27 protein-coding genes are annotated in these 26,324 nt (G+C 59.3%); 17 read left to right on the top strand and 10 right to left on the bottom strand.

Annotation, left to right across the window (positions count from 1 at the left end; genetic code table 11):
- Positions 1 to 109: 109 nt before the first annotated feature.
- Positions 110 to 478, top strand: coding sequence for a VOC family protein (locus HY2_RS14215; protein WP_034828776.1), 369 nt, complete (start codon positions 110 to 112; stop codon positions 476 to 478).
- 64 nt (positions 479 to 542) lie between these two features.
- Here the strand turns inward: HY2_RS14215 and HY2_RS14210 are convergent, their stop codons facing one another.
- Both HY2_RS14210 and HY2_RS14205 read right to left on the bottom strand, forming a co-directional pair.
- Complete coding sequence (locus HY2_RS14210) at positions 543 to 1,160, bottom strand: hypothetical protein (RefSeq protein ID WP_146617211.1); 618 nt, start codon at positions 1,158 to 1,160, stop codon at positions 543 to 545.
- A gap of 56 nt (positions 1,161 to 1,216) precedes the next feature.
- Complete coding sequence (locus HY2_RS14205; protein WP_034828864.1) at positions 1,217 to 1,702, bottom strand: CinA family protein; 486 nt, start codon at positions 1,700 to 1,702, stop codon at positions 1,217 to 1,219.
- A gap of 211 nt (positions 1,703 to 1,913) precedes the next feature.
- Between HY2_RS14205 and HY2_RS14200 the strand changes: the two genes are divergently transcribed.
- The 4 genes from HY2_RS14200 to HY2_RS14185 all read left to right on the top strand — a co-directional run bounded on the left by HY2_RS14200 (position 1,914) and on the right by HY2_RS14185 (position 8,823).
- Positions 1,914 to 3,215 (top strand): NupC/NupG family nucleoside CNT transporter, encoded by a 1,302-nt coding sequence (locus HY2_RS14200; RefSeq protein ID WP_034828772.1) that lies wholly within the window; start codon positions 1,914 to 1,916, stop codon positions 3,213 to 3,215.
- A 172-nt stretch (positions 3,216 to 3,387) separates the two neighbouring features.
- Entirely contained in the window at positions 3,388 to 5,400 is a 2,013-nt protein-coding gene (locus HY2_RS14195; RefSeq protein WP_233346875.1) for a TonB-dependent receptor, read from the top strand.
- A gap of 11 nt (positions 5,401 to 5,411) precedes the next feature.
- The gene (locus HY2_RS14190) at positions 5,412 to 6,026 is read left to right on the top strand and encodes a glutathione S-transferase family protein (RefSeq protein WP_034828768.1); all 615 of its coding nucleotides are present in this window, start codon (positions 5,412 to 5,414) and stop codon (positions 6,024 to 6,026) included.
- Between the two features lie 73 nt (positions 6,027 to 6,099).
- Positions 6,100 to 8,823, top strand: a complete 2,724-nt coding sequence (locus HY2_RS14185; RefSeq protein WP_081815077.1) for a M1 family metallopeptidase — start codon at positions 6,100 to 6,102, stop codon at positions 8,821 to 8,823.
- A 3-nt stretch (positions 8,824 to 8,826) separates the two neighbouring features.
- On the opposite strand, the gene HY2_RS14180 is transcribed toward HY2_RS14185, so the two are convergent.
- Positions 8,827 to 9,615 carry an SDR family NAD(P)-dependent oxidoreductase gene (locus HY2_RS14180; RefSeq protein ID WP_034828767.1) on the bottom strand — a complete coding sequence of 263 codons (789 nt, stop codon included), beginning with the start codon at positions 9,613 to 9,615 and terminating at the stop codon, positions 8,827 to 8,829.
- Positions 9,612 to 10,043, bottom strand: coding sequence for a PaaI family thioesterase (locus tag HY2_RS14175; protein ID WP_034828765.1), 432 nt, complete (start codon positions 10,041 to 10,043; stop codon positions 9,612 to 9,614). Before HY2_RS14175 ends, HY2_RS14180 begins: the two co-directional genes overlap by 4 nt.
- A 107-nt stretch (positions 10,044 to 10,150) precedes the next feature.
- Here HY2_RS14175 and HY2_RS14170 point away from each other — a divergent pair, with 107 nt between their 5' ends.
- From HY2_RS14170 to HY2_RS14150, 5 genes are read left to right on the top strand one after another with little or no spacing between them, the layout of a single operon-like run.
- Entirely contained in the window at positions 10,151 to 11,311 is a 1,161-nt protein-coding gene (locus HY2_RS14170; RefSeq protein ID WP_034828763.1) for an acyl-CoA dehydrogenase family protein, read from the top strand.
- Positions 11,311 to 11,748, top strand: coding sequence for a hypothetical protein (locus HY2_RS16900; RefSeq protein WP_051595071.1), 438 nt, complete (start codon positions 11,311 to 11,313; stop codon positions 11,746 to 11,748). Before HY2_RS14170 ends, HY2_RS16900 begins: the two co-directional genes overlap by 1 nt.
- Positions 11,748 to 12,983, top strand: a complete 1,236-nt coding sequence (locus HY2_RS14160; protein WP_034828761.1) for a serine hydrolase domain-containing protein — start codon at positions 11,748 to 11,750, stop codon at positions 12,981 to 12,983. Before HY2_RS16900 ends, HY2_RS14160 begins: the two co-directional genes overlap by 1 nt.
- A complete protein-coding gene (locus HY2_RS14155) occupies positions 12,980 to 13,240 on the top strand; it encodes a DUF3253 domain-containing protein (RefSeq protein ID WP_034828759.1) in 261 nt (86 codons plus the stop codon). Before HY2_RS14160 ends, HY2_RS14155 begins: the two co-directional genes overlap by 4 nt.
- 3 nt (positions 13,241 to 13,243) lie before the next feature.
- Positions 13,244 to 13,594, top strand: a complete 351-nt coding sequence (locus tag HY2_RS14150; RefSeq protein ID WP_051595069.1) for a TfoX/Sxy family protein — start codon at positions 13,244 to 13,246, stop codon at positions 13,592 to 13,594.
- On the opposite strand, the gene HY2_RS14145 is transcribed toward HY2_RS14150, so the two are convergent.
- The 3 genes from HY2_RS14145 to HY2_RS14135 all read right to left on the bottom strand — a co-directional run bounded on the left by HY2_RS14145 (position 13,591) and on the right by HY2_RS14135 (position 15,481).
- Positions 13,591 to 14,094: a SixA phosphatase family protein gene (locus HY2_RS14145; RefSeq protein ID WP_034828756.1), complete on the bottom strand. Its 504-nt coding sequence runs from the start codon at positions 14,092 to 14,094 to the stop codon at positions 13,591 to 13,593. The genes HY2_RS14150 and HY2_RS14145 overlap by 4 nt on opposite strands.
- On the bottom strand, positions 14,094 to 14,501 hold the full coding sequence (locus HY2_RS14140) for a DUF3291 domain-containing protein (RefSeq protein ID WP_158534033.1): 408 nt from the start codon (positions 14,499 to 14,501) through the stop codon (positions 14,094 to 14,096). The genes HY2_RS14145 and HY2_RS14140 overlap by 1 nt, the downstream gene beginning before the upstream one ends.
- Before the next feature lie 182 nt (positions 14,502 to 14,683).
- A complete protein-coding gene (locus tag HY2_RS14135; RefSeq protein ID WP_034828754.1) occupies positions 14,684 to 15,481 on the bottom strand; it encodes an enoyl-CoA hydratase/isomerase in 798 nt (265 codons plus the stop codon).
- Between the two features lie 150 nt (positions 15,482 to 15,631).
- On the opposite strand from HY2_RS14135, the gene HY2_RS14130 reads away from it, so the two are divergent.
- The 4 genes from HY2_RS14130 (at position 15,632) to HY2_RS14115 (ending at position 19,601) form a co-directional block, all read left to right on the top strand.
- Positions 15,632 to 17,068, top strand: coding sequence for a coniferyl aldehyde dehydrogenase (locus HY2_RS14130; RefSeq protein WP_034828753.1), 1,437 nt, complete (start codon positions 15,632 to 15,634; stop codon positions 17,066 to 17,068).
- Positions 17,069 to 17,240: 172 nt separating this feature from the next.
- Complete coding sequence (locus HY2_RS14125; RefSeq protein ID WP_034828751.1) at positions 17,241 to 17,540, top strand: PepSY domain-containing protein; 300 nt, start codon at positions 17,241 to 17,243, stop codon at positions 17,538 to 17,540.
- 59 nt (positions 17,541 to 17,599) lie between these two features.
- On the top strand, positions 17,600 to 18,286 hold the full coding sequence (locus tag HY2_RS14120) for a winged helix-turn-helix domain-containing protein (RefSeq protein WP_051595078.1): 687 nt from the start codon (positions 17,600 to 17,602) through the stop codon (positions 18,284 to 18,286).
- The gene (locus HY2_RS14115; RefSeq protein ID WP_158534032.1) at positions 18,270 to 19,601 is read left to right on the top strand and encodes a sensor histidine kinase; all 1,332 of its coding nucleotides are present in this window, start codon (positions 18,270 to 18,272) and stop codon (positions 19,599 to 19,601) included. Before HY2_RS14120 ends, HY2_RS14115 begins: the two co-directional genes overlap by 17 nt.
- Here HY2_RS14115 and HY2_RS14110 read toward each other — a convergent pair.
- Positions 19,598 to 21,133, bottom strand: a complete 1,536-nt coding sequence (locus tag HY2_RS14110; protein WP_034828857.1) for a DEAD/DEAH box helicase — start codon at positions 21,131 to 21,133, stop codon at positions 19,598 to 19,600. The two genes, HY2_RS14115 and HY2_RS14110, sit on opposite strands and share 4 nt — an antisense overlap.
- Positions 21,134 to 21,469: 336 nt before the next feature.
- Positions 21,470 to 22,078, bottom strand: a complete 609-nt coding sequence (locus tag HY2_RS14105; RefSeq protein ID WP_034828747.1) for a superoxide dismutase — start codon at positions 22,076 to 22,078, stop codon at positions 21,470 to 21,472.
- Between the two features lie 64 nt (positions 22,079 to 22,142).
- On the opposite strand from HY2_RS14105, the gene HY2_RS16895 reads away from it, so the two are divergent.
- Positions 22,143 to 22,790 carry a squalene/phytoene synthase family protein gene (locus tag HY2_RS16895; RefSeq protein WP_158534031.1) on the top strand — a complete coding sequence of 216 codons (648 nt, stop codon included), beginning with the start codon at positions 22,143 to 22,145 and terminating at the stop codon, positions 22,788 to 22,790.
- Here the strand turns inward: HY2_RS16895 and HY2_RS14095 are convergent.
- Entirely contained in the window at positions 22,787 to 23,209 is a 423-nt protein-coding gene (locus HY2_RS14095; protein ID WP_034828745.1) for a MerR family DNA-binding protein, read from the bottom strand. The two genes, HY2_RS16895 and HY2_RS14095, sit on opposite strands and share 4 nt — an antisense overlap.
- Before the next feature lie 50 nt (positions 23,210 to 23,259).
- Between HY2_RS14095 and HY2_RS14090 the strand changes: the two genes are divergently transcribed.
- Together HY2_RS14090 and HY2_RS14085 are read left to right on the top strand one after the other, a co-directional pair.
- Positions 23,260 to 24,000: a glutaredoxin family protein gene (locus tag HY2_RS14090; protein WP_034828742.1), complete on the top strand. Its 741-nt coding sequence runs from the start codon at positions 23,260 to 23,262 to the stop codon at positions 23,998 to 24,000.
- 118 nt (positions 24,001 to 24,118) lie between these two features.
- Positions 24,119 to 26,314, top strand: a complete 2,196-nt coding sequence (locus HY2_RS14085; RefSeq protein ID WP_034828739.1) for a TonB-dependent receptor domain-containing protein — start codon at positions 24,119 to 24,121, stop codon at positions 26,312 to 26,314.
- The last annotated feature ends 10 nt before the right edge of the window (positions 26,315 to 26,324 follow it).

Genomic DNA, 26,324 nt, shown 5'->3' with positions numbered 1-26,324 from the left:
AGACGCTCACGTAAACGTCAAGCATGCCCCTTGCGTCACCCCTTGCGCGGATTGACGCGCCGTGGTCACGATCTGCTGCACAACAGGTAAGATTACAGGGAGAAACGCAATGCTGGCCTATCTGACACTTGGGACGAATGACAAGGACAAGGCCCTGGAATTCTATGACGCCGTGATGGCAGAGATGGGAGCCAAGCGCGCTTTTGCGAATGACCGCCTGCAATTCTACGGCGTTGGCCCCGGCCAGCCGATGATTGCCATCGGCACACCGTATGACAATGAGGCCGCCAGCGTGGGCAATGGCGTGATGCCGGCCCTGGCCTGCGCTGACAAGGAAACAGTGGACCGGGTTTACAAGAAGGCCATCGAACTGGGCGCGGAGGATGAAGGCGAGCCGGGCAATCGGATGCCGACCTTGTATGGCGCCTACTTCCGCGACCTGGACGGCAACAAGATCTGCGTCTGCAAGCTGGGCTGATCCCAGCACGTTTGCCCGGCCCCGCGGTGCGGTCCGGTCAGGCGAGCTGTGTTTTCAGTGCATCTCAGCCAGAGCTTTCCCAGCTTTCCAGCCCGGCGCGGATAAAGCCCGGCAGCGCCGTGGCCACCGCGCCAAGCTCTGGCGACAGGCGGAACGCGCCCGCCGCGGGGCCGACCATGGGCCGCGCCTCTCCCTTCGCCTGCATCCGCTGCAGCGTGCGCGCCAGGCGCTTTGCGGCGGCCTCCGGCGCTTTCAGGATCTTCTGAAGCGCCAGAATGCGGTCAATCAGCGGCTGGGTGCTCACCGGCCCGGATAGACCCAAAACAGCCCCAAAAGTGTCCCGAGCCTGATCCGACAGGATGACCCGCCGCGCAGGCGGCATCAATGTGAAGCGCTTGACCGGCACGCGCGGAAAAATGGCAAGCTGGGTGCCTTCCGGCAGGTCTGGCTCTGCCTGAGGCGCGCGCGGCGCGGAGGCGGCCAGCGGGCCAAGCTTCAGGGCGAATGCCATCAGAAGGATCAGACGCCGGACGATTGTCTCGATCTGCTTCAGCCGTCCATTGGCCCTGGCCCGGCGCGAACGCGGCATGGTTTTCGGGTTGAGCTGGAGATTGTCCCGCCCCACCACATCCACTACAGCCCGCCGCGCCTGCTCCAGACCCTGCACAAGAAAATCGCCCATCGCATCCATACCGCAAAGTATCCATGCGCGTCTTTTCAGACGGATTGGGACGGACGTTACCCCAGTGCGCCGAGGAGGGCGTGGAGGGTTTCCTGAGCGAACAGGCGCATGTTTTCGGCGCGGTCGGTGAGGCCGGTTTCCAGCGTGTGGGAATGGCGGCTTCCGCCCGGGCCGATGACGGCGATGCAGGTGTGGCCGGCCTCATCGCCATACATATTGCCGCCGGGGCCTGAGGCGCCGGTTTCACAGACGCCCCAGTCTGCGCTGAGCTGGTCCCGGATGCGGCCTGCGAGCAGGCGGGCATAGGGCTCTGTTGCGGAACGGTGCTCTCCCAGATCCTCCCGGCTGAGGCCCAGCAAATGCTTGTAGGCCTTGGCCGTGTAGATGACGCCGCCGCCGCGATAATAGGCCGAGGCGCCTGGCACGGCGAGCAGGGCGGCAGAGATGAGCCCCCCGGCAGAGGATTCCGATATGGCGACGGTTTCGCCGCTATCTTTCAGCTTGTCTGCAATCTGGGCGGCGATGGGGATCAGCGTTTCCATGACCTCTAGTTGAAGCAGGCAGGGCGCCAGTGCAAGCGGCATCTTGGTCCTGCGGCGACCTCACGCGGCGGCAGGACTGATTCAGGTTAACAGATGCCAGAGTCTGCGGCGCCATTGGCGTGTTGCAGCGCGTAGCGCACAAGAGTGCTTCCCCTCTGGCGATGTCACGTTTAAGCCTTAATGTGACAAAATCGGGGAAGGGATCGACTTCATGATTTCGATTGCGGGTTATGAGTGGGGGTGGGACAATGCACGCGCCCTGATCGGGATTGTGCTGATCTATGGCGTTTGTTGGCTGTTGTCAGAAAAACGCAAATTGTTTCCATTGAAACTGGTAATCGGGGCGACGCTGATGCAGTTCGCCTTTGCGCTGATCCTGTTCGGCGTGCCGTTCGTTCGGGCCATTCTGTTCAAGGCGAATGATGTGGTCGACGGCCTGCAGGCCGCCACGCGCGCGGGCACGAGCTTTGTGTTCGGCTATGTCGGGGACAATGTCGCCGCCGAGCAGCTGATGGGCGGATCGCCGCCGCCGCTGTTCTTCTTCCAGATTCTGCCGATTGTGATCGTCGTGGCGGCGCTGTCTGCCATTCTGTGGCACTGGCGCATCCTGCGCTGGGTGACGAATGGCTTTGCCTATATCTTCCAGCGGGCGATGGGGCTGGGCGGGGCGACGTCTCTGGCTGTGTCGGCCAATGTGTTCATGGGAATGACAGAGGCACCGGTTCTGATCCGGCCTTATATCAAGGGCATGACGCGGTCTGAGCTGCTGATCATGATGACGGCGGGCTTTGCGACCATCGCGGGCAGCGTGCTGGTGGTGTACGGCGCGTTCCTGGAAGGCAAGATGGCCAATCCGCTGGCGCAACTGCTGACGGCGTCGATCATGGCGGCCCCGGCGGCTGTGGCCGTGGCGCTGGCGATGATCCCCGAGACGACCCCGGCGACCGAGCGCATGAAGGAGCCGGATTTCAACTATGCCTCCACGATGGATGCCTTCTCCCGCGGGGCCTCTGACGGGCTGCAGATTGTTCTGAACATTGCGACCATGCTGATCGCGGCACTGGCCCTGCTGTGGCTGGTCAATGCGGGCCTTGGTGCGCTGCCGAATGTGGCGGGCGAACCGCTGTCGATCGAGCGCATCCTCGGCTGGATCTTCGCACCCCTGATGTACATGATCGGTGTGCCGATGGGAGAGGCGGCACAGTCCGGGTCCCTGATGGGTGTGAAGACGGTGTTGACCGAATTTGTGGCCTTCCTGCAGCTGGCCGAAGTGCCCGTCGATGCGATGGACCCGCGCACACGCATGATCACGGCGCACGCCATTTGCGGTTTTGCGAACTTTGGCTCCATGGGCATTCTGATCGGCGGCCTGACCATTGTTGAACCGGCGCGGCGCGATGACTTCCTGGCGCTGTCCTGGCGGACGCTGTTGGCTGGGACGCTGGCAACGTGTCTCTCCGGCGCTGTGGTCGGCGCGCTGCCCTATCAGCTGTTCTCTGGCGGAGCGGGCTGATCTTTGAATCCCTTCTCCCTTGGGAGAGGGGATAAGGGGCAGCGCAGGTACCCATTGCATACCGCAAGGGCAGGTACGAAACACAAGCTTTCCGCCACCGTAGGACTCGCTCATGCCGCAACACCGTCATCCGTCACGCCCGGTCCCTCTCCCAAGGGAGAGAGGGGTGCGCATGCGAGCCCGGTTGCTTACGTCAGGCGCTGTGGCCCTGATGGCTGCAGGCCTGCCAGCCATGGCGCAGGAGCGTCTTGCCGCTGTGAAAGTTTGGGGAGATCGCCAGAGTTATGATCCCGGCTCTGTCGCGACGCTTGATGCCGAACAGGTGTTTGAGGTTCGCGCTGACCATCCGGCCGAGATCCTGAACCAGCTGCCCGGCGTGAACGTGCAGATGAATTCCGGGCAGGAGCACCTGATCGCCATCCGCTCGCCGGTGCTGACTGGCGGGGCCGGGCAGGGCAGCTTCCTGATCCTGGAGAATGGCGTGCCGGTGCGCTCGCCCGCTTTTGGTAATGTAAACAGCCTGCTGGAGCCGCATCATGAAGTGGCAAGCGCCATTGAAGTGGTGCGCGGGCCGGGCAGCGCGAAATATGGCTCGAACGCCGTGCACGGACTGATCAATGTCATCTTGCCGGAGGTTGGCCAAGGCAGCGAGGCCGTGGCGAGCTATGGCACGCTGGGGCGCTGGCGCGGGGATGTGACGCTGGATGAGGGCGAGGACTGGCTGGCGGCGCTGTCGCTGCAGAAGGATATTGGCTGGCGGGACAATACCGGCATCGACCAGCAGAAGCTGACCCTGATGGGTGACTGGACTCTGGGCGCCTGGGATACGACCGCATGGCTGACGGCCTCCAACCTCAATCAGGAAACGGCGGGCTTCATTGAGGGCAAGGATGCCTACAAGGATGAAGACATCGCCAGAAGCAATCCGAACCCGGAAGCCTATCGCGATGCCTGGTCCGCGCGGGCCGGGGCGCGGCTGTCACGGCCACTGAATGGTGGCGAACTGGTGCTGACGCCCTATGCGCACACGCAGGCGATGACCTTCGCGCAGCACTTTCTGCCGAATGGCGGGGTTGAGAAGAACGGTTCCACAGGCGGCGGCCTGATGGCGCGCTATGAGCGGGCGGCGTCAGACGCGCTGACCTGGCGGATCGGCGCGGATATGGATCTGGCAAGCGGCTGGCTGAAGGAAATCCAGCCGGAGCCGTTCGGCTTTTTCCCCGGCGACGGGCGCTTCCCGCAGGGCAAGCATTACGACTATACGGTCGACACACTGATGGGCGCGCTGTGGGGGGAGCTGGACTATGCGCTCACGGAAGATGTGCGCGTTGTGGCCGGTCTGCGCGCCGAGGCGCATGACTATGACTATTCCACCGATGTGGCGCCCGGCATCAATGGCCGCTTCAATGTGCCTGCCGACCGGACGGATAATTTCGAGCTGCTGACACCGAAGCTGGGCGTGATCTGGTCTGTGGCAGACACGGTTGATCTCTATGCGAACTATGCCCGCGGGCAGCGCGCGCCACAGGCGTCCGATCTCTACCGCTTGCAAAGCCTGCAAGTGGCCGGGCAGGTGAAGGAAGAGACGCTGGACAGTGTGGAGATCGGCGCGCGGGGCAGCGCGCTGCAGGGGCGGCTGGTCTATGATGTCTCCGCCTACTGGATGGACAAGGAGAATTTCTTCTTCCGCGACAGTGACGGCCTGAATGTTCCCGATGGCTCGACCGAGCACAAGGGTGTCGAGGTGACGGGCGCGTTTGAGCTGTCGTCTGTCGTGTCCCTCTCCGGTGCGGCGAGCTGGTCTGACCAGACCTACACGTTTGACCGGGTTGTCGGCAGCGGCACCGAAACAATCCGCGATGGCAATAAGATCGACACCGCGCCGGAATGGCTGGCCAATCTGTCGCTGGACTGGCAGGCGACGCAGGCGCTGAAGCTGTCGCTGAATGTGGACCATGTCGGCGAGTATTATGTCGATCCGGCGAACACGACGGTCTATCCCGGTCATACTGTGCTGGGCGCACGCGGCAGCTGGGCCTTCAGCGACACGGCGGAAGTCTTCCTGATCGTGCGCAACCTGACCGACGAGCGCTATGCCGACAGGGCAGACCTTGCCTTCGGCAATGACCGGTATTTCCCTGGCGAGCCCGTGAACGCTACGCTGGGTATGAGAAAAAGATTTTAGGAGGAAACGGCATGAAACTTTACCATACACCAGGCGCGCCCAATCCGGACCGGGTGACGTTTTTCCTGCGGGCCAAGGGCAAGCTGGACGCGGTGGACCTGGAAGAGGTCTCCATCATGAAGCAGGAACACAAGACGGCGGAATATCGCGATGTGTCTCCGTTTGCGCAGGTGCCTGCACTGGCGCTGGATGATGGCACGAAGATTACCGAAAGCCGCGCGATTTGTACTTATTTCGAGAACGTGTTTCCGGAGCCAAACCTTATGGGCACGGATGCGAAGGAAAAGGCGCTGATCGAGATGTGGGATCGCCGTGTCGAGATGATGTTCTTCATCCAGTTCGCCACATGGTTCCGCAATGCGCACGAGATGATGGCCCCGCTGGAAGTTCCGCAAAGCGCCGAGGCCGCTGCCAAGGGCGAGAAAAATGCGAAGAAGATGGCCGAGCGCATCAATGCGCATCTGGCGGATCATGAATTCCTGGCGGCAGACCGCTTCTCCATTGCCGACATCACGCTGTTCATCACCTGTGGCTTCTGCCGCGTGATGAAATGGGCGCCGACGAAAGAGCATGAGCATCTGGGGCGCTGGTTTGAGGCTATGAAAGCCCGAGGCTTTGCGGGCTAAAGTGGCAAGAGACCGCTAAGAGACCCGACGAATCCCACAGGATGGGTGCCATTACGGGATTGATGCGATATGCATGAGTTCAGGACACTTTCTGGAGCGATTCATGCGGACATTCTTCCTGTCTTTTCTGATGCTTGGCCTTGGTTCTTTGTTAGCCGCCTGTGGCAGCCATTCTCAATGGGGCGTGGCCACCAGCCCGGTCAGCCTGGAAGAATTGAAGGCGGTCGCTCCCAAGGGACAATTGGCCGGAAATGCCCAGCCACAGCTCTACCGCGTCTCGCTGGACCTAGACCCGCGCGAGCAGCGTTTCTCCGGCAATGTCTCTATCGCGATCAAACTGGAGACCGCGGCCACCGGCATCTGGATGCATGGCGATGATCTGAACGTTACCAGGGTGACGGTTACGTCGGGCGGAGAGAGCCAACCCGCGACCTGGAATGAAGTGCTGAGCACGGGCGTTGTGCGCGTCGGTTTTCCGCGCCGTCTGAAGCCCGGCTATCTGACGCTGGACATCGAATATGACGCCGCCTTTGACGCCAATCTGGCCGGCCTGTTCCGTGTGGACGAGAAGGGCGAGGCCTATGCGCTGGCCAAGAGCGAGAGCATTCAGGCGCGGCGCTTCCTGCCGAGCTTTGACGAGCCCGGCTTCAAGGCCCCGTTCGACATGCAGTTCACGGTTCCGGCCGGGATGGTGGCGATTGCAAACACGCCGGAAATCTCCCGCGAGGACATTGGCGCTGGCAAAGAGCTGATCACTTTTGCGCGGACGCGGCCGCTGTCGACCTATCTGCTGTCCGTCGCGGTCGGCAATTTCGACAAGGTGGATGCGGGCGTTCTGCCGCCGAACTCCGTTCGCGCCAAGGCCATTCCGCTGACAGGCTATGCCCGCAAGGGCAAGGGCGCGGAGATGGATTATATCCTGAAGATGACGCCCGAACTGGTGCAGACCTTTGAGGAGTCCCTGCAACAGCCCTATCCGTATGAGAAGCTGGATATTGTCGCCGCGCCGCAATGGCCGTCTGGCGCAACGGAGCTGGCGGCGGCGATCACCTATCGGGAAAGCCGCATTCTGGCGAACGAGAATTCCGGCCCGGCCTTTCTGCGCGGCCTGAAATCCATCCATGCGCACGAGATGGCGCATATGTGGTTTGGAGATCTGGTGACGCCGCCCTGGTGGGACGGGCTGTGGCTGAAAGAAGGCTTTGCAACCTGGGGCGAGGCGATGGCGCTGTCGCAGATGGAGCCGACAGAGGGCCATGATGTGCAGGCCGTGGCCGATGCGATTGGCGCGATGCGGCTGGACAGCCTGGCCAGCGTGCGCGCCATTCAGGAGCCGATCCTGCGCAATGAAGACATCCGCAATGCCTATGATTCGATCACGTACAATAAGAGTCTCGGCGTCATCAACATGGCGGATTCCTATTTCCGCCCGGATGTGTTTCGCCCGGCGCTAGGCGAGTATATCGCCCGCTTCGCGGATGGTGTGGCTGACAGTGATGATTTCTTCCATGTGATTGGCAAGACTGTCGGATCACCGGACCTGACAGATGCGTTTGATAGTTTTGTCCTGCAGCAGGGCGTGCCGGTTGTATCGGCAGACCTTCAGTGTACGTCCCTCGGCGCAAAAGTTGCGCTGTCGCAGGCGCGCTATCGCCCGCTTGGCTCTTCCATCGAACCGGGGACGCGCTGGACCATTCCTGTCTGCATCGCCTGGCAGGACGGGGCCGAGAGCGGCCGCACCTGCACGATGCTGAAAACGCGCGAAAAGACGCTGGCGCTGTCTCTGCCGGAAGGGGCGTGCCCGGGTGTTATCCATCCGAATGCGGGCGGTGTGGGCTATTACCGATTTACTCTGGGCGCGCATGAGTGGGACGCACTGCGCGGATCCTTCGCTACGATGCCGGAAACGGGAGTTCTCACAGCGCTGGACAGTGCTATTGCGGCCTTTGAGGCTGGAGAGCTGGACGCTGTGCGTTTGCTGGACATTCTGGATGCCGGGGCAGAACAGTCTGGCAATCAGGCGGCCAATCTGGCGCTGGATTATTATGGTGACCTGTTGGAGCGGGTGAAAGGCACGCCTGCCGAAGCAGCCGCACAGGCAAGGGCAGGCGCGGTGGTTGCGAAGATCCGAAGCGTTCTGGAAGCGGATGGGGGAGATGCGGAGATGTCCGCCCGGCTCGACCGCTTTGCGGCCATCAAGCTGAATGATGAAGAAGTTCGTGTGCGGCTGATGGCATCAGCGGAAACCTATCTGGACACGCAAACGGGCCTGTCCAGTGATGAGTATTTTCCGGCACTGTCGGTGGCCCTGGCAGACGGCGGGCCGGAAATGATGGACCGCGTATTGATGGCGACTGACGAGATTGATGACCCGGTCTTTGATCAATCGGTCGTCAATGCGCTCGGCACGGTGAAGGCTGCGGAAGGCTCGGCCAGGGTGCTGACACTGATCGAGAGCGCTGAACTCGGCCCCCGCGAAACCTATACGCTGGCCATGATGCAAATGGCCAATCCGGAAACCGAAGAGGCGACCTGGACATGGCTGAAAGCGAACATGCCCGCCTTCCTGAATTCAATCCCTACCCAGTGGCGTCGCCGCGCACCACGCCTGGGGCAGTATTTCTGCGACACAGCGCGGATTGCGGAGCTGGACGATCTGTTTGCGGAATATGGGGCGCAGGCCGAAGGCTATGAACGCGCGCTGGCCGAGACAAAAGAGAGCATCAGGCTCTGCGCCGCCCTGAATGAAGCGACGCAGAGGGATCTGGAAGCGGCCTTCAAGATCTCTGCCGACTAGGTCTCATGCGTTCTTGATGGTCAGGCCGCCATCGACCGGGATGTGTACGCCGGTTAGGAAGCTGGCGGCGGGCAGGACGAGCGAGAGGGTGATATTGGCAACCTCTTCCGGGATGCCATACCGGCGCAGTGGCACGCGGCGCTTGGCGTAGATTTCCTTGTGCTCGTCCGGGATACCCGCCGTGATGCCTGTCTTGATCGGGCCGGGGCAGATGCAGTTCACCGTGATGCCTTCGCGGCCAAGATCCACCGCCAGGCCGCGGGTCAGGCCGATGACGCCATGCTTTGCTGCGACGTAGGGGCTGTTGCCGGGTGTCGCGCCGAGGCCTTCGGTGGAGGCGATGTTCACGATGCGGCCAAAACCGGCCTTGCGCATATAGGGCAGGGCTGCGCGGATGGCGCGCTGATGGCTGCTTAGCATGACATTGATGCTGGGGCCCCAGCTGTCTTCATAGGACTCCTCTGCCACATCGGCCATCTTCGCAAAGCCGGCATTGTTGACGAGGATTTCCAGCCCGCCAAAATGGGCGGCGGCCTCGTCCACGACGCGCTTGATGGCGTCCGCATCGCCGACATCCATGGCCCAGCCTTTGACATGGTCGATGCCAGCTGCCTTGATCTCGTCCACAACGATATCGACGTTTTCCTGCTTCAGGTCTGTGACGATGACGTTCGCGCCTTCGCGGGCGAAGAGGTGGGCGGTCGCCCGGCCCATGCCGCTGGCGGCGCCGGTGATGAGGGCGGTCTTGCCTTTGATGGAGCGCGACAGCTCCTGATAGGGCGGTTGGGTCATGATGGCTGTTTCCTCTTTTTCTTGATTGTGCCGGAGAAGTTTAGAACAGGCCGGCCATTGGCCGTGATGATGCCCCTGACGAAGAGCAGCGAGCGGCCTTTGCGCAGCAGGTCTCCGCGCGCTTCGATATATTCGCCCTCCAGCGCGCCATCGAGGAATTCTGACGTGAAGGCGACGGTCAGGCCGTATTCGCCTTCCATGCCCTCATGAGCGATGGCGAACAGGGAATAGTCCGCAAAGGTCATCAGGCAGCCGCCATGCATGACGCCGCCGGCATTCATGTGCTTGCGCTCGGCCCGGAAAGCGGCGACGGGGCCTTTCTCGTCAGTTCTGAAATAGAATGGACCTGCTGCATCATACTCGAATGGCTCATTTGGCCAGATTTGCCAGCCAGTAAACTCTCCTTCCTTCACGATTTCAGTGGTCATAGGCCCTCCTTGCAGATTTTGTCGCACGATATCGCACCGTCACCCTTCGACAACCGTGCCGTAGGGGCATAGATTGAGCCCGAGAAGACATTACCGGAGGAAACTACATGGCTTTTGATGCCGAAATCCGTGCTGCACTGATCGATCAGGTGCGCCGGTTCGTGACTGAGAAATGTGTGCCCATCGAGGCCAAGGTCGGCGAAGAAGATGAAGTGCCGCAGGATGTGGTCGATGAGATGAAAAATCTCGGCCTGTTCGGTATTGCCGTGCCGGAAGAATATGGTGGCCTGGCGCTGGACATGGAGACTGAGGCGCTGGTGGCGATGGAACTGGGACAGACCTCTCCGGCCTTCCGCAGCGTGGCGGGCACCAATATCGGCATCGGCAGCCAGGCTCTGGTTCTGTTCGGCACCGACGCGCAGAAAGAGAAATGGCTGCCCGGCATTGCCAGCGGTGATCTGATCGCCAGCTTCGCCCTGACCGAGCCGGAAGCAGGCTCCGATGCCGGCAGTCTGACCACGAAGGCCATACGCGACGGCGACCATTATGTGCTGAATGGTACGAAGCGCTACATCACCAATGCCAACAAGGCGGACCTGTTCACGGTCATGGCCCGGACCGATCCCGATACGCCGGGGGCAAAGGGCGTTTCGGCCTTCGTCGTGGAGCGCAACACGCCCGGCGTGACCGTCGGCGTTCCGGAAAAGAAGATGGGCCAGCAGGGCGCGCATATTTGTGACGTGATCTTCGAAGACGCCCGCGTGCCTGCCGAGAACCTGATCGGCAAGGAAGGCGAAGGCTTCAAGGTGGCGATGAGTGTGCTGGACAAGGGCCGCCTGCACATCTCCGCTGTGGCGACTGGCGTGTCCAAGCGCCTGATCCGCGAGATGGTGAATTATGCTTTGGAGCGCAAACAGTTCGGCACGGCCATCATGAACCATCAGATGATCCAGGCGATGATCGCCGACAGCCAGGCGGAAACCTATGCCGCTGAATGCATGATTATGGACGCCGCCCGCCGCCGCGATGCCGGCGAGGACGTCACCCTGCTCGCCTCATCTACGAAACTGTTCGCGACGGAGGCGTGTGGCCGTGTGGCTGATCGCGCGGTGCAGGTATTCGGCGGGGCCGGCTATGTCTCCGACTATGGCATTGAGCGCTTCTACCGCGATGTACGTATCTTCCGCCTTTATGAAGGCACTAGCCAGATTCAGCAGATTATCATTGCACGGGAACTGGCCCGGGCGGCGAAAGCCGGAAAGCTGTAATGAAAGGACTGTTTGGTCTCTTCTCTCGCAAATCGCGGCCAAGCGGCGCGCAGCGTGTACAACTCGCGCCTGGTCAGGTCTGGACGTTTCAGGACCAGCCTGTGCCGGAAGCGCGCCTTGTCATCGGAGAAGTCGAGACACCCTGGCCGGATAATTCGGATGTGGCGGTCAGCGTTTCCATTGTAGGCCTGCCTAAATGGCCGATGGAAAACGGTGAAATGGTTGGTGGCACGATCAGTCACCTTCCATTTGATAAGGCCACCCTCATCGCATCGCTCGACCAGCAGATGGAGGAGCCAACACAGCTGGACGAGAGCTTTGAGGGGGGATACCAGACGTGGCGAGATGCTCTGGACAAGGGCGAAGCTGGTGTCTTTACCATCCCTCCGAGTGAGGTGGTGAACATGATTGCGGGCGTGGCCCAAGGAGACTCTTAATGTTCGAACACGATTTGACGGACCCGCATGATGTCGGCCTGAATGCCGACCGCCTGGATGCCATCCCGGAATATTTCCAGGAGCATTATCTGGACAGTGGCAAGCTGCCCTGTGTGGCGACACTGGTCTCACGCGGCGGTGAAGTGGCGCTGGAGGATTACTCCGGCACGACGGAACTGGGTGCGGGCAAGCCAATTGGTCCGGATACGATCTTCCGTATCTACTCCATGACAAAGCCGGTCACGTCTCTGGCGGCGATGATGCTGTTCGAGGAAGGCAAGCTGCGCCTGGACCATGAAGTGAGCCGCTACATTCCGGAGTTTGCAGACACGCAGGTGTTCGATAGTGGCAACCGCGAAGACTATACGACGCGCAAGCCGGACCGTGAAATCACACTGCTGGATCTGTTCACGCACACATCCGGCATTCCTTATGGCTTCCTGATGCAGGACGAAACGGACGCGCTTTACCGCAAGCACAAGATTTCCGAGACCAAGGAAACCCTGCTGGAGATGAGCAAGCGGATTGCCGGGCTGCCGCTGGCATTCTCTCCGGGGGAACGTTGGTGCTATGGCCATTCCATTGATGTGTTGGGCGCAGTTGTGGAAATCGTATCAGGCCAGCCTCTTGATGAATTCTTCCGGGAACGTATCTTTGGCCCGCTGGGCATGGAAGATACTGATTTCTGGGTACCTGAAGACAAGATCGACCGTCTGATGGCCTGCTATAGCAAGCATCCGATTACCGGAGAGGTGACCGAGTCTGACGGGGCAGGCGCTGCGTCAAAACTATTCAGCAAGCGGCCAACTCTGCTGAATGCCGGCGGCGGACTGGTGTCCACTGTGCGCGATTATCACCGTTTCTGCCTGATGCTGATGCGCGGCGGCACGCTGGATGATGCCCGCATCATCAGCCCCAAGACATGGGAGTTCATGCGCCAGAACCATCTGCCCGATGGCAAGACAATCAAGGATATGGGCGACAAGACGTTCTCGGAAGCGCGGATGGAAGGCAATGGCTTCGGGCTTGGCGGTTCAGTTCTAGTGGACCCGGTGGCCTCCATGCAGCCTTCCAGCCAGGGCAATTTTAGCTGGGGCGGACTCGCCTCAACCTTCTTCTGGATTGACCCGGTGGAAGAGATGATTGCCATTCAGGCGACGCAGATGATCCCGTCCGGTACCTATCCGATCCGGCCACAATTGCAGCAATTGGTCTATGCGGCGGTGGACTGGTGAGCGAGGCACAGGCAAATCCGGTGCGTGAAGCCATTCTTGAGCTGACGGAAGCGTGCGGCGCGGGGAAGACAATCAGTGCGGAACAGGCGGCGCGGGCTGTCAGTGAGAAAAACTTTCAGCGCGTGCTGAAAGATGTTCGCGCGGAGGCGATCCGACTGCACAAGGCGGGCATCGTTCTGATCTATCGCAAAGGCAAGCCGGTGGAAGACCCCGATACGTTCAAGGGCGTCTACCGTCTGGGCCGACCCGACGTGTGACCCATGCCCAAGCCGCCCGATCCCTTTCATGAGTTTGTCGCGGAAGTGTTCGGGCCCATGGGTGCAGTGCGGGTGCGGCGTATGTTTGGCGGGGCAGGTGTCTTCCTCGAAGGTGTCATGTTCGCCCTGTTGGACGATGAGACGATCTACCTGAAAACCGACCCTGATTTGCGTGCTGCCCTTGAAGACGAGGGCGGCGCGTCTTTCATCTGGACCCGGCCCGGTGATGGAAAGCAGATCGATATGGGCTATGTCCGCATACCGGATGCGGCGCTGGACGATCCTGATTTGGCAGTGAGTGGGGCAGGCGAGCCTTGGCGGCTGCGCTGGCGACCAAGAAGAATTAGGGGTTAGTTCCCGTAGCGGCGCAGCTCAGTGCGGAACTTCCGGCCGTCCGCCGTCAGAACATATAGCCGGTCATATTCGCTGGCCTCATCAATGGGCGTGCCGGGCTTTCCGCCCAGAAGCTTGACCAGTTCTGGTGTCGTATTGGAGTGACCGACGACGAGGATGTTGCCCGGCGTCGCGCGCAGCTGGGCCGCAAAGCGTTCCAGATTGCTCGGATCATATTCGAACACATCCAGGTTTTGCGCGCGCGCCGTAGGGGCGGCGGTCTGGCGGGTGCGCTTGTAAGCTGTGGAATAGATTGCCGTGAGGTGCGCGTTTGACAATTCCTGCGCCAGGATGTCTGCGCGCGTGCGGCCGATCAGGGTAAGGGATGGATCATCCCCCGATTGCTTCTCTGCGTGGCGCACAAGATAGATTGTGTTGGTAATGGGAGGCGGCGTTGACGCACAGGCCGCTAGCATCAAGCTGGCGGCGATGGCGGCAAATGTCTGGCGTCGTGTCAGCATCAGGCGGCTGCCGGATGGGACTTCAGATGGTCCAGCGTGAAGGCCTGATCGGTAGGGCCGTGCTCACGCAGATGCATCAGCTTGTTCCAGCCATCCTCAAGTGACAAGGTCTGGCTGCGCGGAGCCCACCAAAGGACAAAGTTGGCGCCCTGGCTGCGATCCAGCTGCGAGGCGAGGCGGCGCATGCCCGGCGGGTGAGTGCGGCCGCTATAGGTGAATTCCTTCAGCGCCTCTATACCGGTCCAGACCGCCATGGTGCATATATCTGGCATACCCATGCCTTCGGGATGGGGCAGCGCGTCATTCATGCCGCGCCATTCTGCATTCGGGCGGCGAACGCCATGAGAGTGCCAGCGCAGACCTTCGAACTGATCAGCATCCGTGAAAATGCGTGGCAGAATCGACAATGAATACGCGCACGAATTCATTGTCGAAATTGAACTCGCCGAATGGGCGGGCGCAATTGAAATGAATCAACCGGTATTCTTTGTTCATTACGAGCTATCCCCACTCCAGCTCCTGAGGGGATAAATCAAAGGAATTACTCAATTATTAAGGGAAACAGGGTGGTATAAAATATACTTAAAGTTTATTTTCCCTTAAACTCGGCCTGGCGTTTTTCGAGGAACGCGCTGACGCCTTCCTTGAAATCCTCTGTGCGTCCGGCCGTACGCTGAGCAAGGCGCTCATTATAGATCGCTTCGTCAAAATGATTTTCGCATGCGCTCCAGATGAGCTGGCGTGCCATGGAGAGGGCCACCGTTGGACCCTTGGCCAGTTTGTCTGCCATTTCCAGGGCGGTCACCATGAGCTGGTCATCTTCCACAATGCGGTTGACCATTCCCCATTCCATGGCGGTTTCGGCAGGCACCTTGTCGCCAAACAAGGCCATTTCCATAGCGCGTACACGGCCAATCGTGCGAGCGAGCAGCCAGGTAGAGCCGCCATCCGGCACCAGGCCGATACGGCGGAAGGCCTGAAGGAAGTAGGCGCTCTTGGCGCACACAACGATGTCTCCGATCAGGGCGAGAGAGCAGCCGACACCGGCAGCGGCGCCGTTTACAGCCGTGATCACAGGATGCGGGTGTTCCCGAATGGCCTGAACCAGCGGATTGTAATGTGTCGTCAGCGCGCGGCCAGCATCCGGCTTGGAGCCTTCATGGCTCAGTTTGGGAGCCAGTCCGCCCGGGCCGAGATTGGCACCGGAGCAGAACCCGCGGCCCTCGCCGGTGAGAATGGTGCAGCGCGCTTCATCCGCAGCGACTTCGAAAGCATGCAACATTTCCTGAGCCGTATCCACACCGCATGCATTTAGCGTCTTCGGATCATTGAACTTGATGATGGCGATGTCGCCCTTCAGTTCATAGGAAATCTTTTCGTAGGTCATCCGGTGCTGCTCCCTTTCATGTTTATGCGGTCACCTTATTCACTTGTGCGGCCTTGTGAACGCCTGACCCGGCGGAAATGTTTTTTATTTTGTTCAGCGCTCATTCCGCGCTAATCTGCATATTGAGGAACATCACACGGGAGAGAGACAATGGCCTTAGACAGCGCGTCCGGCTCGGGAATGAGTACAATACTGGCAAAGCAAAAGGCGGCCCATATTCGGGATGGTATCCCCTCTGCGGTTAAGCGGATTGAGTGGCTGGACCGGTCAATTGATCTTCTGGTGACGCATGGTGAAGCCCTCAGTGAGGCCATGCGAGACGATTTCGGGCACCGCTCAATGGATCAGTCCGCCCTTACAGATATCGCCGGTTCAATTGGTGCACTGAAGTTTGCCAAAAAGAATGTGGCCAAATGGATGCGGCCCGAAAAGCGCAAGGCCGAGTTTCCGCTTGGCCTCCTGGGTTCCAAGTCCGAAATCCGCTACCAGCCCAAAGGCGTGATCGGTGTGATCAGCCCATGGAACTTCCCGGTTAATCTGACCTTCGCGCCACTGGCAGGCGTCTTTGCGGCAGGCAACCGCACCATGATCAAGCCCTCGGAATTTACCGAGGCGACATCAGAGCTGATGAAGAAACTGCTGGCGCAATATTATGATGAAGAGGAGGTGGCCGTGATTACGGGCGGTCCTGAAGTGGGCGCCGAGTTTACGAAGCTGGCCTTCGATCACATCATCTTCACGGGCGCGACCTCCATCGCGCACCATGTGATGCGGGCAGCGGCCGACAATCTGGTGCCGCTGACGCTGGAGCTGGGTGGCAAAAGCCCTGTTATACTGGGCCGGTCCGCCGATATGCAGAAGGCCGCCAACCGCATCATGGCGGGCAAGACGCTGAATGCCGGGCAAATCTGTCTTGCCCCGGACTATGCCTTCGTTCCACAGGAAAAGAAGGCGGAGTTCGTCAGCGCAGCGACCAAGGCCATTGAGACGATGTATCCTACGGGCCTGAAGGACAATGCGGATTACACCTCCGTCGTCAACCAACGCCATTATGACCGGATCATGAGCTATATCGAGGAAGCGCGCGATAAGGGTGCCGAGGTGATCGAGTTGAACCCGACGGGCGAGAATTTCTCCCAACAGCCGCATCACAAGATCCCGCCGCACATTATTGTGGACCCGAGCGAGGACCTGAAAGTGATGCAGGATGAAATCTTTGGCCCGGTCCTGCCGATTAAGTCCTATGGGGAAACAAAGGATGCGGTGGCGTATATCAACGGCCATCCACGTCCGCTGGGGCTTTACTATTTTGGGGAGGATCCGGCCGAGAAAGACTTCGTGCTGAACAATACGACGTCAGGCGGTGTGACGGTGAATGATGTGATCTTCCATGTTGCGCAGGAAGACTTGCCCTTTGGCGGCGTAGGTCCGTCGGGCATGGGCAGCTATCATGGCCGCGAAGGATTCTATGAGTTCAGCCACAAGAAATCTGTTTACACGCAGACGGGCAGTGAAATGCTGGCCATGATGCGTCCACCCTATACGGACAAGTTCCGCAAGCAGGTGCAGGGGCGCGTCAAGCGCTAGGCGCAATCGGCTGAGACTTCAAAGACCCGTCAGCGTGTCTGGCGGGTCTTTTCGCGTGCGGAACCGAAACATTGTGATTTCGTATAGTTCCGGTCACATCCCTCCAAGGTGACGGCGTGTATTCCTATATCCATGCCACCGAGACGTGGCTTGCAAAGAAGGAGATACAGGTATGAAACATATGAAGAAAACGCTCGCTGCCGCTGTTGTTCTGGGCGGAGCCACTACCGGATTAGCCTATGCTGACCGCGACGATGCCCGTGCCATGGAAGCGGCCAAGATCACGCTGATCGAGGCGATTCAGGCAGCTGAAAGCCACCAGGGCGGCAAGGCGTTCGAAGCCCAGATCGAGGATGACAGCTTTACCCCGGAATATGAAGTCAACATTCTGGCGGATGGCAAAGTCTATGATGTGCGGGTAAATGCCGAGACGGGAGACATCATCGGGTCTCGTGAAGATCTGGATGACTGATAACATTGTGCTCCCTGCTGGCCTTGTTCCAGCGGGGGGTGCCTCTTGAGGGCTGGACTGTGCGTATCTTGCTGATCGAAGATGATGCCGAAACGGCAGACTATGTTCTGCGAGGCCTGAAAGAGAGCGGCTGGATGGCAGACCATGCCGCAACCGGGCAGGACGGTCTGATGATGGCGACGGATGCCGACTATGACATCCTAATTGTTGACCGTATGCTGCCTGGCCTGGATGGCTATAAATTACTGACCATGCTGCGGGCGGGTGGCGACGCAACGCCGGCCATCTTTCTGACGGCGGTGTCCAGCATTGAGAGTCGTGTGGAGGGCCTTGAGATTGCTGATGACTATTTAGTGAAGCCGTTTGCCTTCTCCGAGTTGAAAGCGCGCATTGGCGCCGTCGCTCGGCGGCCAGCACGGGAGGTGCAGGAGACCGTGTTGAAGGTGGCCGATCTTGAAATGGATCTGCTGAAGCGCCGCGTAAAGCGTGCCGGAGCAGAGATCAACCTGCAACCGACCGAGTTCCGCCTGCTGGAATATCTGATGCGCTCCAAGGGGCAGGTCGTGACACGTACGATGCTGCTGGAAAATGTGTGGGATTTTCACTTCGACCCGAAGACCAATATCGTCGAGACACATATCAGTCGGCTACGGAGCAAAGTGGACAAGCCCTTTAAGGGAGAATTAATCCAGACCATACGCGGCGCAGGATACATGATTTCAGATGCAGATGCCCCGGCTTCTTAGGACCGCGCAGTTCCGTTATGCGGTAGGTGCGGCGCTACTGTTCGCCTTTCTGTCGTCCATCCTGGGCGCATTCCTCTATTATGGTGTACGCGATGGCATGGAGCATCAGTTGAAGGAGTATATCCGGACTGAGACCAGTCACCTTATGGGAGACTATCAGGACCAGGGCATTGATGAATTGGTGCACGATATACGCGAACGTGTGGAGCGCACGCCGAGCCCGCGTATGCTGTATGTGGTTGAAGCGCCAACCGGCCGCCGTATCTTTGACCGCATTGATTTGCCCAAACAGGATGGCTGGAGCCGCATTATGCGGGATGACCGACCGGACATCATCCTGAATACGGTGCTGCTGGAAGATGGCTATTGGTTGGGCGTGGGAGCAGAAGCCCGCGGTCAGTATGAGTTTTCCCGCGCCTTCAGACATTTTCTTATTCTGGCGATGGGCGGGATTGTGCTGCTCAGCGCAGTGGCTGGTTTGCTGATCAGCCAGCGTTTCCTGGCGCGACTCAAACGCTTCAATATTTTTGCCGCGCGCGTGGGTGAGGGAGACTTGTCCGTTCGTATGCCGACAGAGGGCATGGGTGAAGATCTGAGGCCTTTGGCGGATACGGTAAACCGGATGCTGGAACAGATTGAAATCCTGCTGGATGATGTACGTCACACCTCAGTCAGCATTGCGCATGATTTACGCACGCCGCTAGGGCATCTGCGCCAGACGCTGGAAAGCCTGACGGCGTACCAGTCTGGCGCAGAGGCGCGGATAAAATGCGAGAAGGCGATTGCGGAGCTGGATAGCATCCTCGCCACTTTCTCCTCCCTGCTGAAGATCGGGGAACTTGAATCCGGAAGCGCGAAAGTGCGTGCCGACCACGTTAAGCTAAGTGAGCTGCTGGAGGCTTTGGCCGAAGCCTATGCGCCCGTGGCCGAAGAGGCTGGGCAGGTATTGTTTGCTCATATCACACCCAGCGTGAAGGTCTCCGGCGACCGAAATCTTCTGGTGCAGCTTTTCTCGAACCTTCTGGAGAATGCTGTGCGTCATGCCGGAGCAGGCGCCGAGATTGAAGTGTTCCTGCGGAGAGAGGCTGGGGCCGCGATATGCGGCGTATCCGATAGCGGGCCCGGTATACCTAGGGCCAGCCAAGTAGACATGTTGAAACCCTTCCGGCGGATGGACGCAAGCCGCAGCACCCGGGGAAGCGGACTTGGGCTTAGTCTGGTGCGCAGCATCGCCGCGCGCCACGAGGCAGAATTGTCCCTTAAGAACAATGCGCCCGGCCTTGTTGTTGAACTGATTTTTCCGAAGTCTTACTAGCGGCGCAGGAAGGCCGGGATGTCGTCGCCAAAGCCTTTGACATTGTCCGGGGCCGGATCCAGCACCAGATCATCATCCTTGCGCTTGCGGTCTTTTTCGCGCTTCGGCTTGCGGTCGCGCTTCGGCTTTTCAGAGGTGGCCTCGTCAGACTTTGCCGTCTTGTCGGCTTTCTTTGCCTTGGCGGGCTTGTCTTCCCTGGCAGGCTTTTCGGCCTTTGCCTCTTTTTCTTCTGGTGCGCTTACTGTCTCGGCTTCGACGGCGGCGTCGCTTTCTTCCGTGCGGCGTGTGCGTGAGCGGCTGCCGCGGGAGGAGCGCTCGCTGCGATCATTGCTGCGCGACCCACGGCGGCCACGGCTGCGGCTTTCTTCCGGAGGCAGATTTTCGATCTCTTCGAGTAAACCTTCCGGCATGAACTCTTCCACATCCTGCTGGATCATCTTGAGGACATAGCCCCAGGACTTTTCGTCATCCGGCGAGACGAGTGTGTAGGCTTCACCCTTGCGTCCGGCGCGGCCAGTCCGGCCGATGCGGTGCACATAGTCTTCATCCTTGGGCGGAGGTGCATAGTTGAAGACGTGGGAGACTTCAGGAATATCGAGCCCGCGGGCCGCAACGTCGGAGCCGACCAGCAGGGTCAGGTCACCGTCGCGGAATTTCTGCAGCACTTCACTGCGGACAGCCTGGGGCAGGTCGCCATGGATGGCAGCCGCGTCATGGCCGTGCTTGGACAGCGAGGCAGCGACGATGTCGACTTCAACCTTCCGGTTACAGAAGACAATGCCGTTCTGAACGTCGCAGGATTCGATCACGCGGCGCAGGGCCGTGCGCTTCGCCTTGGCGCTGTTGTTCGGCAGTTTGACAACGTGCTGTGTGATCGTCTCGGCGGTCTGCGCCGGACGGGACACTTCGATCTTCTTCGGATCGTTCTGGAACTTCTTGGCGAGGTTCGCGATTTCCGGCGGCATGGTGGCCGAGAAGAGCAGGGTCTGGCGGCGCGGCGGTAGAAGGCTACAGATTTTCTCAATGTCAGGAATGAAGCCCATGTCCAGCATGCGGTCGGCCTCATCAATGATGAGATAGTCTACGCCCATCAGCAGCAGCTTTCCGCGTTCGAACTGGTCCATCAGGCGGCCAGGCGTCGCGATCAGAACGTCCACGCCGCGCTGCAGCAGAACTTCCTGTTCCTTGAAGCTGACGCCACCGATCAGCAGCGCCATGGTGAGCTTCAGATACTTGCCGTACTTCTCGAATTGCTCTGCCACCTGAGCGGCGAGTTCGCGCGTCGGGCAGAGGATCAGGCAGCGCGGCATGCGCGCACGGGCGCGGCCACGGGCTAGACGATGGATCATCGGCAGCACGAAGGCGGCCGTCTTGCCGGTGCCGGTCTGGGCAACGCCCGTGACATCCCCGCCCGCAATGACGTGCGGAATGGCTTCTGCCTGAATTGGAGTGGGGTGTGTGTAGCCAGCCTCAGTGACGGCTTTCAGTACGTTTGGCCCGAGGCCAAGGTCTGCGAATGTAATCTCGGTCAAATCTATCGTTCCCGGAATGGTATCTTTTTTAAACCCGAGCGGCCCCTCTGGCCGCAATTCCTGCATTCAGCGCCTCAGTGCGCATTCAGCAGGCCGGGCGATTCCATTGCCCGGAGCGTCGTGTTGCGGTGCACATAAGCCAAACTGTGGATAAATGGAAGGGGGGCGGCTCAGCTTTTCGGATACCGCCGGTTTGTCATCGTTCGCAAGAGAGCGCGCCGACAAGCTGTGTTCGGAAAGCGTCTGGCTCGTCGCGGATATGCGGCGCGCGCAGACGTCTCGCTTAGCAAAGTAAAAAGCCCCCTCATCGCTGAGGATGAGGGGGCTTTTTTGAAATCAGGCGCCTGCGTCAGCGAGATTCTGGTTAGCAAAATCCCAGTTCACGAGGTTGTTCAGGAAGGCGTCCATATAATTCGGACGGCTGTTCTGATAGTCCAGATAATAGGCGTGCTCCCAGACATCCATGGTCAGGATCGGGGTGGCCGCGTCATCTGTCAGTGGGGTTTCGGCATTCGGCGTCTTGGTGATGGACAGCTTGCCATCCTTATAGACCAGCCATGCCCAGCCGGAGCCGAATTGGCCGCCGCCTGCGCCTTTGAAAGCTTTGACAAATTCGTCATAGCCGCCAAGGTCGCGGTCGATCAGCTCAGCCACTTTGCCGTGCGGCTTGCCGCCACCGCCCGGTTTCATGGAGTGCCAGTAGAAGGTGTGGTTCCAGACCTGAGCCGCGTTGTTGAAGAGGCCGGCCTTGGAGCTGTCGGCGGCGGCTTTCTTCACAATGGTTTCCAGAGAATCGTCGGCCATGTCCGTGCCTTCGATCAGGCCGTTCAGGTTGTTGACGTAAGCGGCGTGATGCTTGCCGTGGTGAAAGTTCAAGGTCTCCTCGGAGATATGCGGAGCGAGGCCATCGCGGGCATATGGGAGATCAGGGAGGGAAAAAGCCATTTGGGCGTCCTTTCTTGCAGCAAAGTGTCTAGTCTAATAACGCGTCTTCCCACATATGGGTTGCATGTCCAACAAGACTACCCCCCTTTCGAAATCTCAATGGGACGCCATCGACAAGCGGATCCTGCGTGCGGACGAGGATCGCTGGATTTCCAGCCGTTATGCGCCTGCCGAGTTTCGCAACACGCTTACGGCGCTCTATGCACTGGCCTATGAGCTGGCGCGGGTCCGGCTTGTGGTGACGGAAGAAGGCCTGGGCCTGATCCGCTTCCAGTGGTGGCGGGATGCCATATCCGAGATCGAAGCCGGGAAGGTGCGCGAGCATGATGTCGCCCGCGCGCTGATGGAGGAAGTTACGGCAGGGCGGCTGAAGACGCGGGCACTACAGAATCTGGTTGATGGCTATCAGGCCGCCTTTGAGGAGGATGACCGGGACAAGGAACCGGAAGCCTGGTTGGCGCTGACGGCGGCGAATGTGCTGGCACCTATCCATGACTGGGGCGAAGAGATACGGGAGGTCGCGCCCTTCTTTGCGGCGTCGCGCCGGTCTGACTCAAAGGCCTATGGCCCGATCATATCCCCGGCCCCGAAACCGATCCGCCCGGCGGTCGCTCATTTCCGCCTGCGCAAGCACTATATTGAAGGGCGCAATCCGAACGCGCTGCAAAAGCGGTTGTCCATCTTGCAGGCCATTCGTACTGGCAAGGTCTAGGACTCGAACGCTTTCAGGATGGGGCATGGGCCGTCATCTTCGTGAACGCAGTCTTCGGCTAGCTGTTTCAGAGACGCGCGGGCCCGCTGCAGTTCATTGATTTGCGCGTCCAGCGCCTTGAGGCGGTCTGTAGCCATTTGTCTTGCTTCGGTGCGGTCTGTCATCGCGTCGAGTTCTATCAGGCGCGCGATTTGCTTTAAAGTGAACCCGGCGGCCTGCGCGGAGCGGATGAAGCGAAGGCGCTCTACATCCACCCGGCCATAGTGACGGATGCCGCCCGATATGCCTCCGCCCTGCGGGCGTTGCGGCAACGGCATCAGGCCCTGACGCTGATAATAGCGGACGGTTTCGACGCCCACACCGCCCGCTTCGGCCAGCTTTCCAATCGGAATCTGAAGATCGTCTTGCAACCGTACCATGGTACGGGAGTTATATATGGGAGACCAGAAACCCACAATGGAAGTTTCCCATGTCCACTCCCAAACCAGTTGCCCATCTCTACCGGATGAAAACCCCCTCCCATATCTGTCCGTTCGGCCTGAAGAGCCGCGCGCTGTTGCGGCGAGAGGGGTATAAGGTGGATGATCATCTCCTGACCTCACGCGAAGAGGCTGATGCCTTCAAGCAAGAGCATGATGTCAAAACCACCCCGCAGACTTTCATCGGTGGCAAGCGCATTGGCGGTTATGACGATCTGATGGACCATTTCGGCAAGGCCACAAAAGACAAGGACAAGAAGACATATAGGCCTGTCATCGCGATTTTTGCGTCTGCCGCATTGATGGCGCTGGCTGCCAGCTGGGCCGCCTATGGCAGCCTGCTGACGATCCGGACTGCGGAATGGTTCATCGCGATCAGCATGTGTGTGCTGGCCATCCAGAAACTGCGCGACCTGGAAAGCTTCACCAATACATTTCTGGGCTATGACCTGCTGGCGCGGAAATGGGTACGTTACGCTTATATCTATCCTTTCGCAGAATTGCTGGCGGGCGTTCTTATGATTGCGGGCGCGCTGACTTATGTTGCGGCACCTGTCGCGCTTGTGATCGGAACGATTGGGGCGGTTTCCGTTTACCGGGCCGTCTATATCGAGAAGCGGGACCTGAAATGCGCCTGTGTCGGGGGCGACAGCAATGTGCCGCTTGGCTTCGTCTCGCTGACGGAGAACGTCATGATGGTGGCCATGGCCATCTGGATGCTTGTGAAATAGCCATCTAGGTGCGACCAAATTGCAAATGAGTTTCATTTCAGCTTGACCTTTGCGGACGGTCTCAATAGCGAGACTGCAAATCATTCGCAAAATGGAAGGTCAGGGAATGAGATCATACATGGGGCAGACTGCATTGGCAGGCGTGATCCTTGCGAGTGCCACGTTCGGCTATCCGGCCTGGGCACAGGAGCAGATCGACACGCCAGCCACCCAGAGCGACGAATCTGATGACGAGATGCGCCTTAGGGATGTGGTTGTTACAGCGGCAGGTTTTGAACAGCTGATCGAGCAGGCGCCGGCATCTATCTCCATGATGTCGCGTGAGGAACTGGAAGAAGGCCGCTATCAAAGCCTGGCCGAGGCCATTTCCAATGTAGAGGGCGTCGATGTCGGCAGCTCTGTCGGTAAGACGGGCGGCCTGGAAATCTCCATTCGCGGTATGCCGAGCGATTACACCCTGGTGCTGATAGATGGCCGCCGCCAGAATGCGGCAGGGTCTGTCACGCCGAACGGGTTTGGCTCTACCTCGACCAGCTTCATTCCGCCGATGTCTGCGATTGAGAGGATCGAGGTGGTGCGCGGTCCCGTCTCCACACTTTATGGGTCAGATGCCATGGGTGGTGTCGTCAACGTCATTACGCGCAAGGTGGGCGACAGATGGGGCGGCTCATTCTCTGCTGATGCGACCCTTCAGTCTAATGACGATTTCGGAAATATCTATGGCACAAACCTGTATGCCAATGGCCCCTTGGTGAAGGATCTGGTCGGCGTTGCGGTGCGCGGCCGATATCAGACGCGTGAAGCATCCGATCTTAGTTATACGGACGAAAATGGTGATCCGATCGAGATCAGCAAGCGCGGGCCAAGCCCGGTCGAGAACGAGATCTGGTCGTTCGGCGGACGCCTGAGCATCACGCCGAATGCCAATCATGACATCATGATAGATTATGATGTGACCGAGCAATGGTATGATAACTCCGAGGCTCAGCTCGGCACGCTTGGTACACGCGGCTATGCCGAAGAGCTGGAGTTCAATCAGGAAGAGCTTGTTCTGGCGCATAATTGGCGTCTCTCCTTCGGTGAACTGCAAAGCACTCTGTCACGCGGTGAGCGCGAGACCGTTGGGCGTATTCTGCCGAGTGATGTGCCCGGTACGGATCGTGTTGCTGGTGATCCCCGTGAGCTGGTGGCTACCAATACCGTATTCGACACAAAATTCTTTTCCCAATGGGGCAACCATACTTTCGCGCTGGGGGGGCAGTATTGGGATGCGGAACTGGTGGATGGCGTCGCCCCCAAGCCCTACACGCATGAGCAGTGGGCCCTGTTCGCAGAAGATACCTGGCAAATCTTCCCGGCTTTCAACCTGACCTATGGCGCACGGCTAGATGACCATAGTCAGTTTGGGGAACATCTGAGCCCCCGTATCTATGGTGTCTGGAATCTCGCTGATCGCTGGACGGTGAAAGGCGGCGTCAGTCAGGGGTTCAAGACCCCGCGCCTGGACCAGATTGCCGAAGGCATTACTGGCTTTACCGGCCAGGGGACGCGCCCTGTCATCGGGACGCCCACGCTGCAACCGGAAACCAGCACAAGTACGGAAGTGGCCATCTTTTATGATAATCGTGACAATTTCCGGGCTGATGTCACCGTCTTCCACAACAAGTTTGAAGACAAGATCGCGAGCGGCAGGCCACTCGATAATTGTTCCTTCGGGCTTACGGAAGACGAGTATGAGGCCGGGCAGGCTGCTTTCCCGGATTGCGCTGACTATGGATACTGGCCTGCGGTGGAAAGCTATGCCCAGACGGTGAACGTGGACGAGGCTGTGACGCAGGGCGTGGAAGCAAGTTTTCGTTGGGCGTTTCTGGAAGACTGGTCTCTACGTGGAAACTATACCTATACGGATAGTGAGCAGAAAAGCGGAAGTCAGAAAGGTTTGCCGCTGAGCGATACGCCGGAGCATATACTGAATGGGAACCTGCGCTGGAATGCGACGGACAAACTCTCTCTCTGGTTGCGTGGAGAATATCGCAGTTCCCGTTTTCGAAGTCCTGACCGTCGCGGCAATAATTTTGCGAGAGATGCCTATGGTGACTACAAGGCCTATGAAGTGTTCCACATGGGCGGATCATACGCAATGAGCGATGCCGTTTCGTTCAATGCCACGATCTACAACCTACTCGACAAGGATTTCGTGAAATACGAACCGTATGTAAGCAATACAAGCACGAACGAGATATCCTACACAAATCTGTATGCGATCAACCAGGAGCCGCGGCGCCTGTGGGTGTCCGTGAATGTAGACTTCTAGTCCGCAGCGC

Source organism: Hyphomonas pacifica (assembly GCF_000682675.1).
Taxonomy (GTDB): Bacteria; Pseudomonadota; Alphaproteobacteria; order Caulobacterales; family Hyphomonadaceae; genus Hyphomonas; species Hyphomonas pacifica.
The sequence above is the reverse complement of the archived record's forward strand: the minus strand, read 5'-3'. Positions and strand labels throughout refer to the sequence as shown.

Bases quoted from the DNA above. Each gene is read 5' to 3' on its own strand.
- HY2_RS14105 (WP_034828747.1), bottom strand. From the start codon at position 22,078: ATGGCTTTTTCCCTCCCTGATCTCCCATATGCCCGCGATGGCCTCGCT.
- HY2_RS14200 (WP_034828772.1), top strand. From the start codon at position 1,914: ATGATTTCGATTGCGGGTTATGAGTGGGGGTGGGACAATGCACGCGCC.
- HY2_RS14205 (WP_034828864.1), bottom strand. From the start codon at position 1,702: ATGGAAACGCTGATCCCCATCGCCGCCCAGATTGCAGACAAGCTGAAA.
- HY2_RS16895 (WP_158534031.1), top strand. From the start codon at position 22,143: ATGTCCAACAAGACTACCCCCCTTTCGAAATCTCAATGGGACGCCATC.
- HY2_RS14085 (WP_034828739.1), top strand. From the start codon at position 24,119: ATGGGGCAGACTGCATTGGCAGGCGTGATCCTTGCGAGTGCCACGTTC.
- HY2_RS14150 (WP_051595069.1), top strand. From the start codon at position 13,244: ATGCCCAAGCCGCCCGATCCCTTTCATGAGTTTGTCGCGGAAGTGTTC.
- HY2_RS14180 (WP_034828767.1), bottom strand. From the start codon at position 9,615: ATGACCCAACCGCCCTATCAGGAGCTGTCGCGCTCCATCAAAGGCAAG.
- HY2_RS14145 (WP_034828756.1), bottom strand. From the start codon at position 14,094: ATGCTGACACGACGCCAGACATTTGCCGCCATCGCCGCCAGCTTGATG.
- HY2_RS14185 (WP_081815077.1), top strand. From the start codon at position 6,100: ATGAGTTCAGGACACTTTCTGGAGCGATTCATGCGGACATTCTTCCTG.
- HY2_RS14125 (WP_034828751.1), top strand. From the start codon at position 17,241: ATGAAACATATGAAGAAAACGCTCGCTGCCGCTGTTGTTCTGGGCGGA.
- HY2_RS14190 (WP_034828768.1), top strand. From the start codon at position 5,412: ATGAAACTTTACCATACACCAGGCGCGCCCAATCCGGACCGGGTGACG.
- HY2_RS14130 (WP_034828753.1), top strand. From the start codon at position 15,632: ATGGCCTTAGACAGCGCGTCCGGCTCGGGAATGAGTACAATACTGGCA.
- HY2_RS16900 (WP_051595071.1), top strand. From the start codon at position 11,311: ATGAAAGGACTGTTTGGTCTCTTCTCTCGCAAATCGCGGCCAAGCGGC.
- HY2_RS14115 (WP_158534032.1), top strand. From the start codon at position 18,270: ATGCCCCGGCTTCTTAGGACCGCGCAGTTCCGTTATGCGGTAGGTGCG.
- HY2_RS14175 (WP_034828765.1), bottom strand. From the start codon at position 10,043: ATGACCACTGAAATCGTGAAGGAAGGAGAGTTTACTGGCTGGCAAATC.
- HY2_RS14195 (WP_233346875.1), top strand. From the start codon at position 3,388: ATGCGAGCCCGGTTGCTTACGTCAGGCGCTGTGGCCCTGATGGCTGCA.
- HY2_RS14135 (WP_034828754.1), bottom strand. From the start codon at position 15,481: ATGACCTACGAAAAGATTTCCTATGAACTGAAGGGCGACATCGCCATC.
- HY2_RS14170 (WP_034828763.1), top strand. From the start codon at position 10,151: ATGGCTTTTGATGCCGAAATCCGTGCTGCACTGATCGATCAGGTGCGC.
- HY2_RS14160 (WP_034828761.1), top strand. From the start codon at position 11,748: ATGTTCGAACACGATTTGACGGACCCGCATGATGTCGGCCTGAATGCC.
- HY2_RS14090 (WP_034828742.1), top strand. From the start codon at position 23,260: ATGTCCACTCCCAAACCAGTTGCCCATCTCTACCGGATGAAAACCCCC.
- HY2_RS14215 (WP_034828776.1), top strand. From the start codon at position 110: ATGCTGGCCTATCTGACACTTGGGACGAATGACAAGGACAAGGCCCTG.
- HY2_RS14095 (WP_034828745.1), bottom strand. From the start codon at position 23,209: ATGGTACGGTTGCAAGACGATCTTCAGATTCCGATTGGAAAGCTGGCC.
- HY2_RS14210 (WP_146617211.1), bottom strand. From the start codon at position 1,160: ATGGGCGATTTTCTTGTGCAGGGTCTGGAGCAGGCGCGGCGGGCTGTA.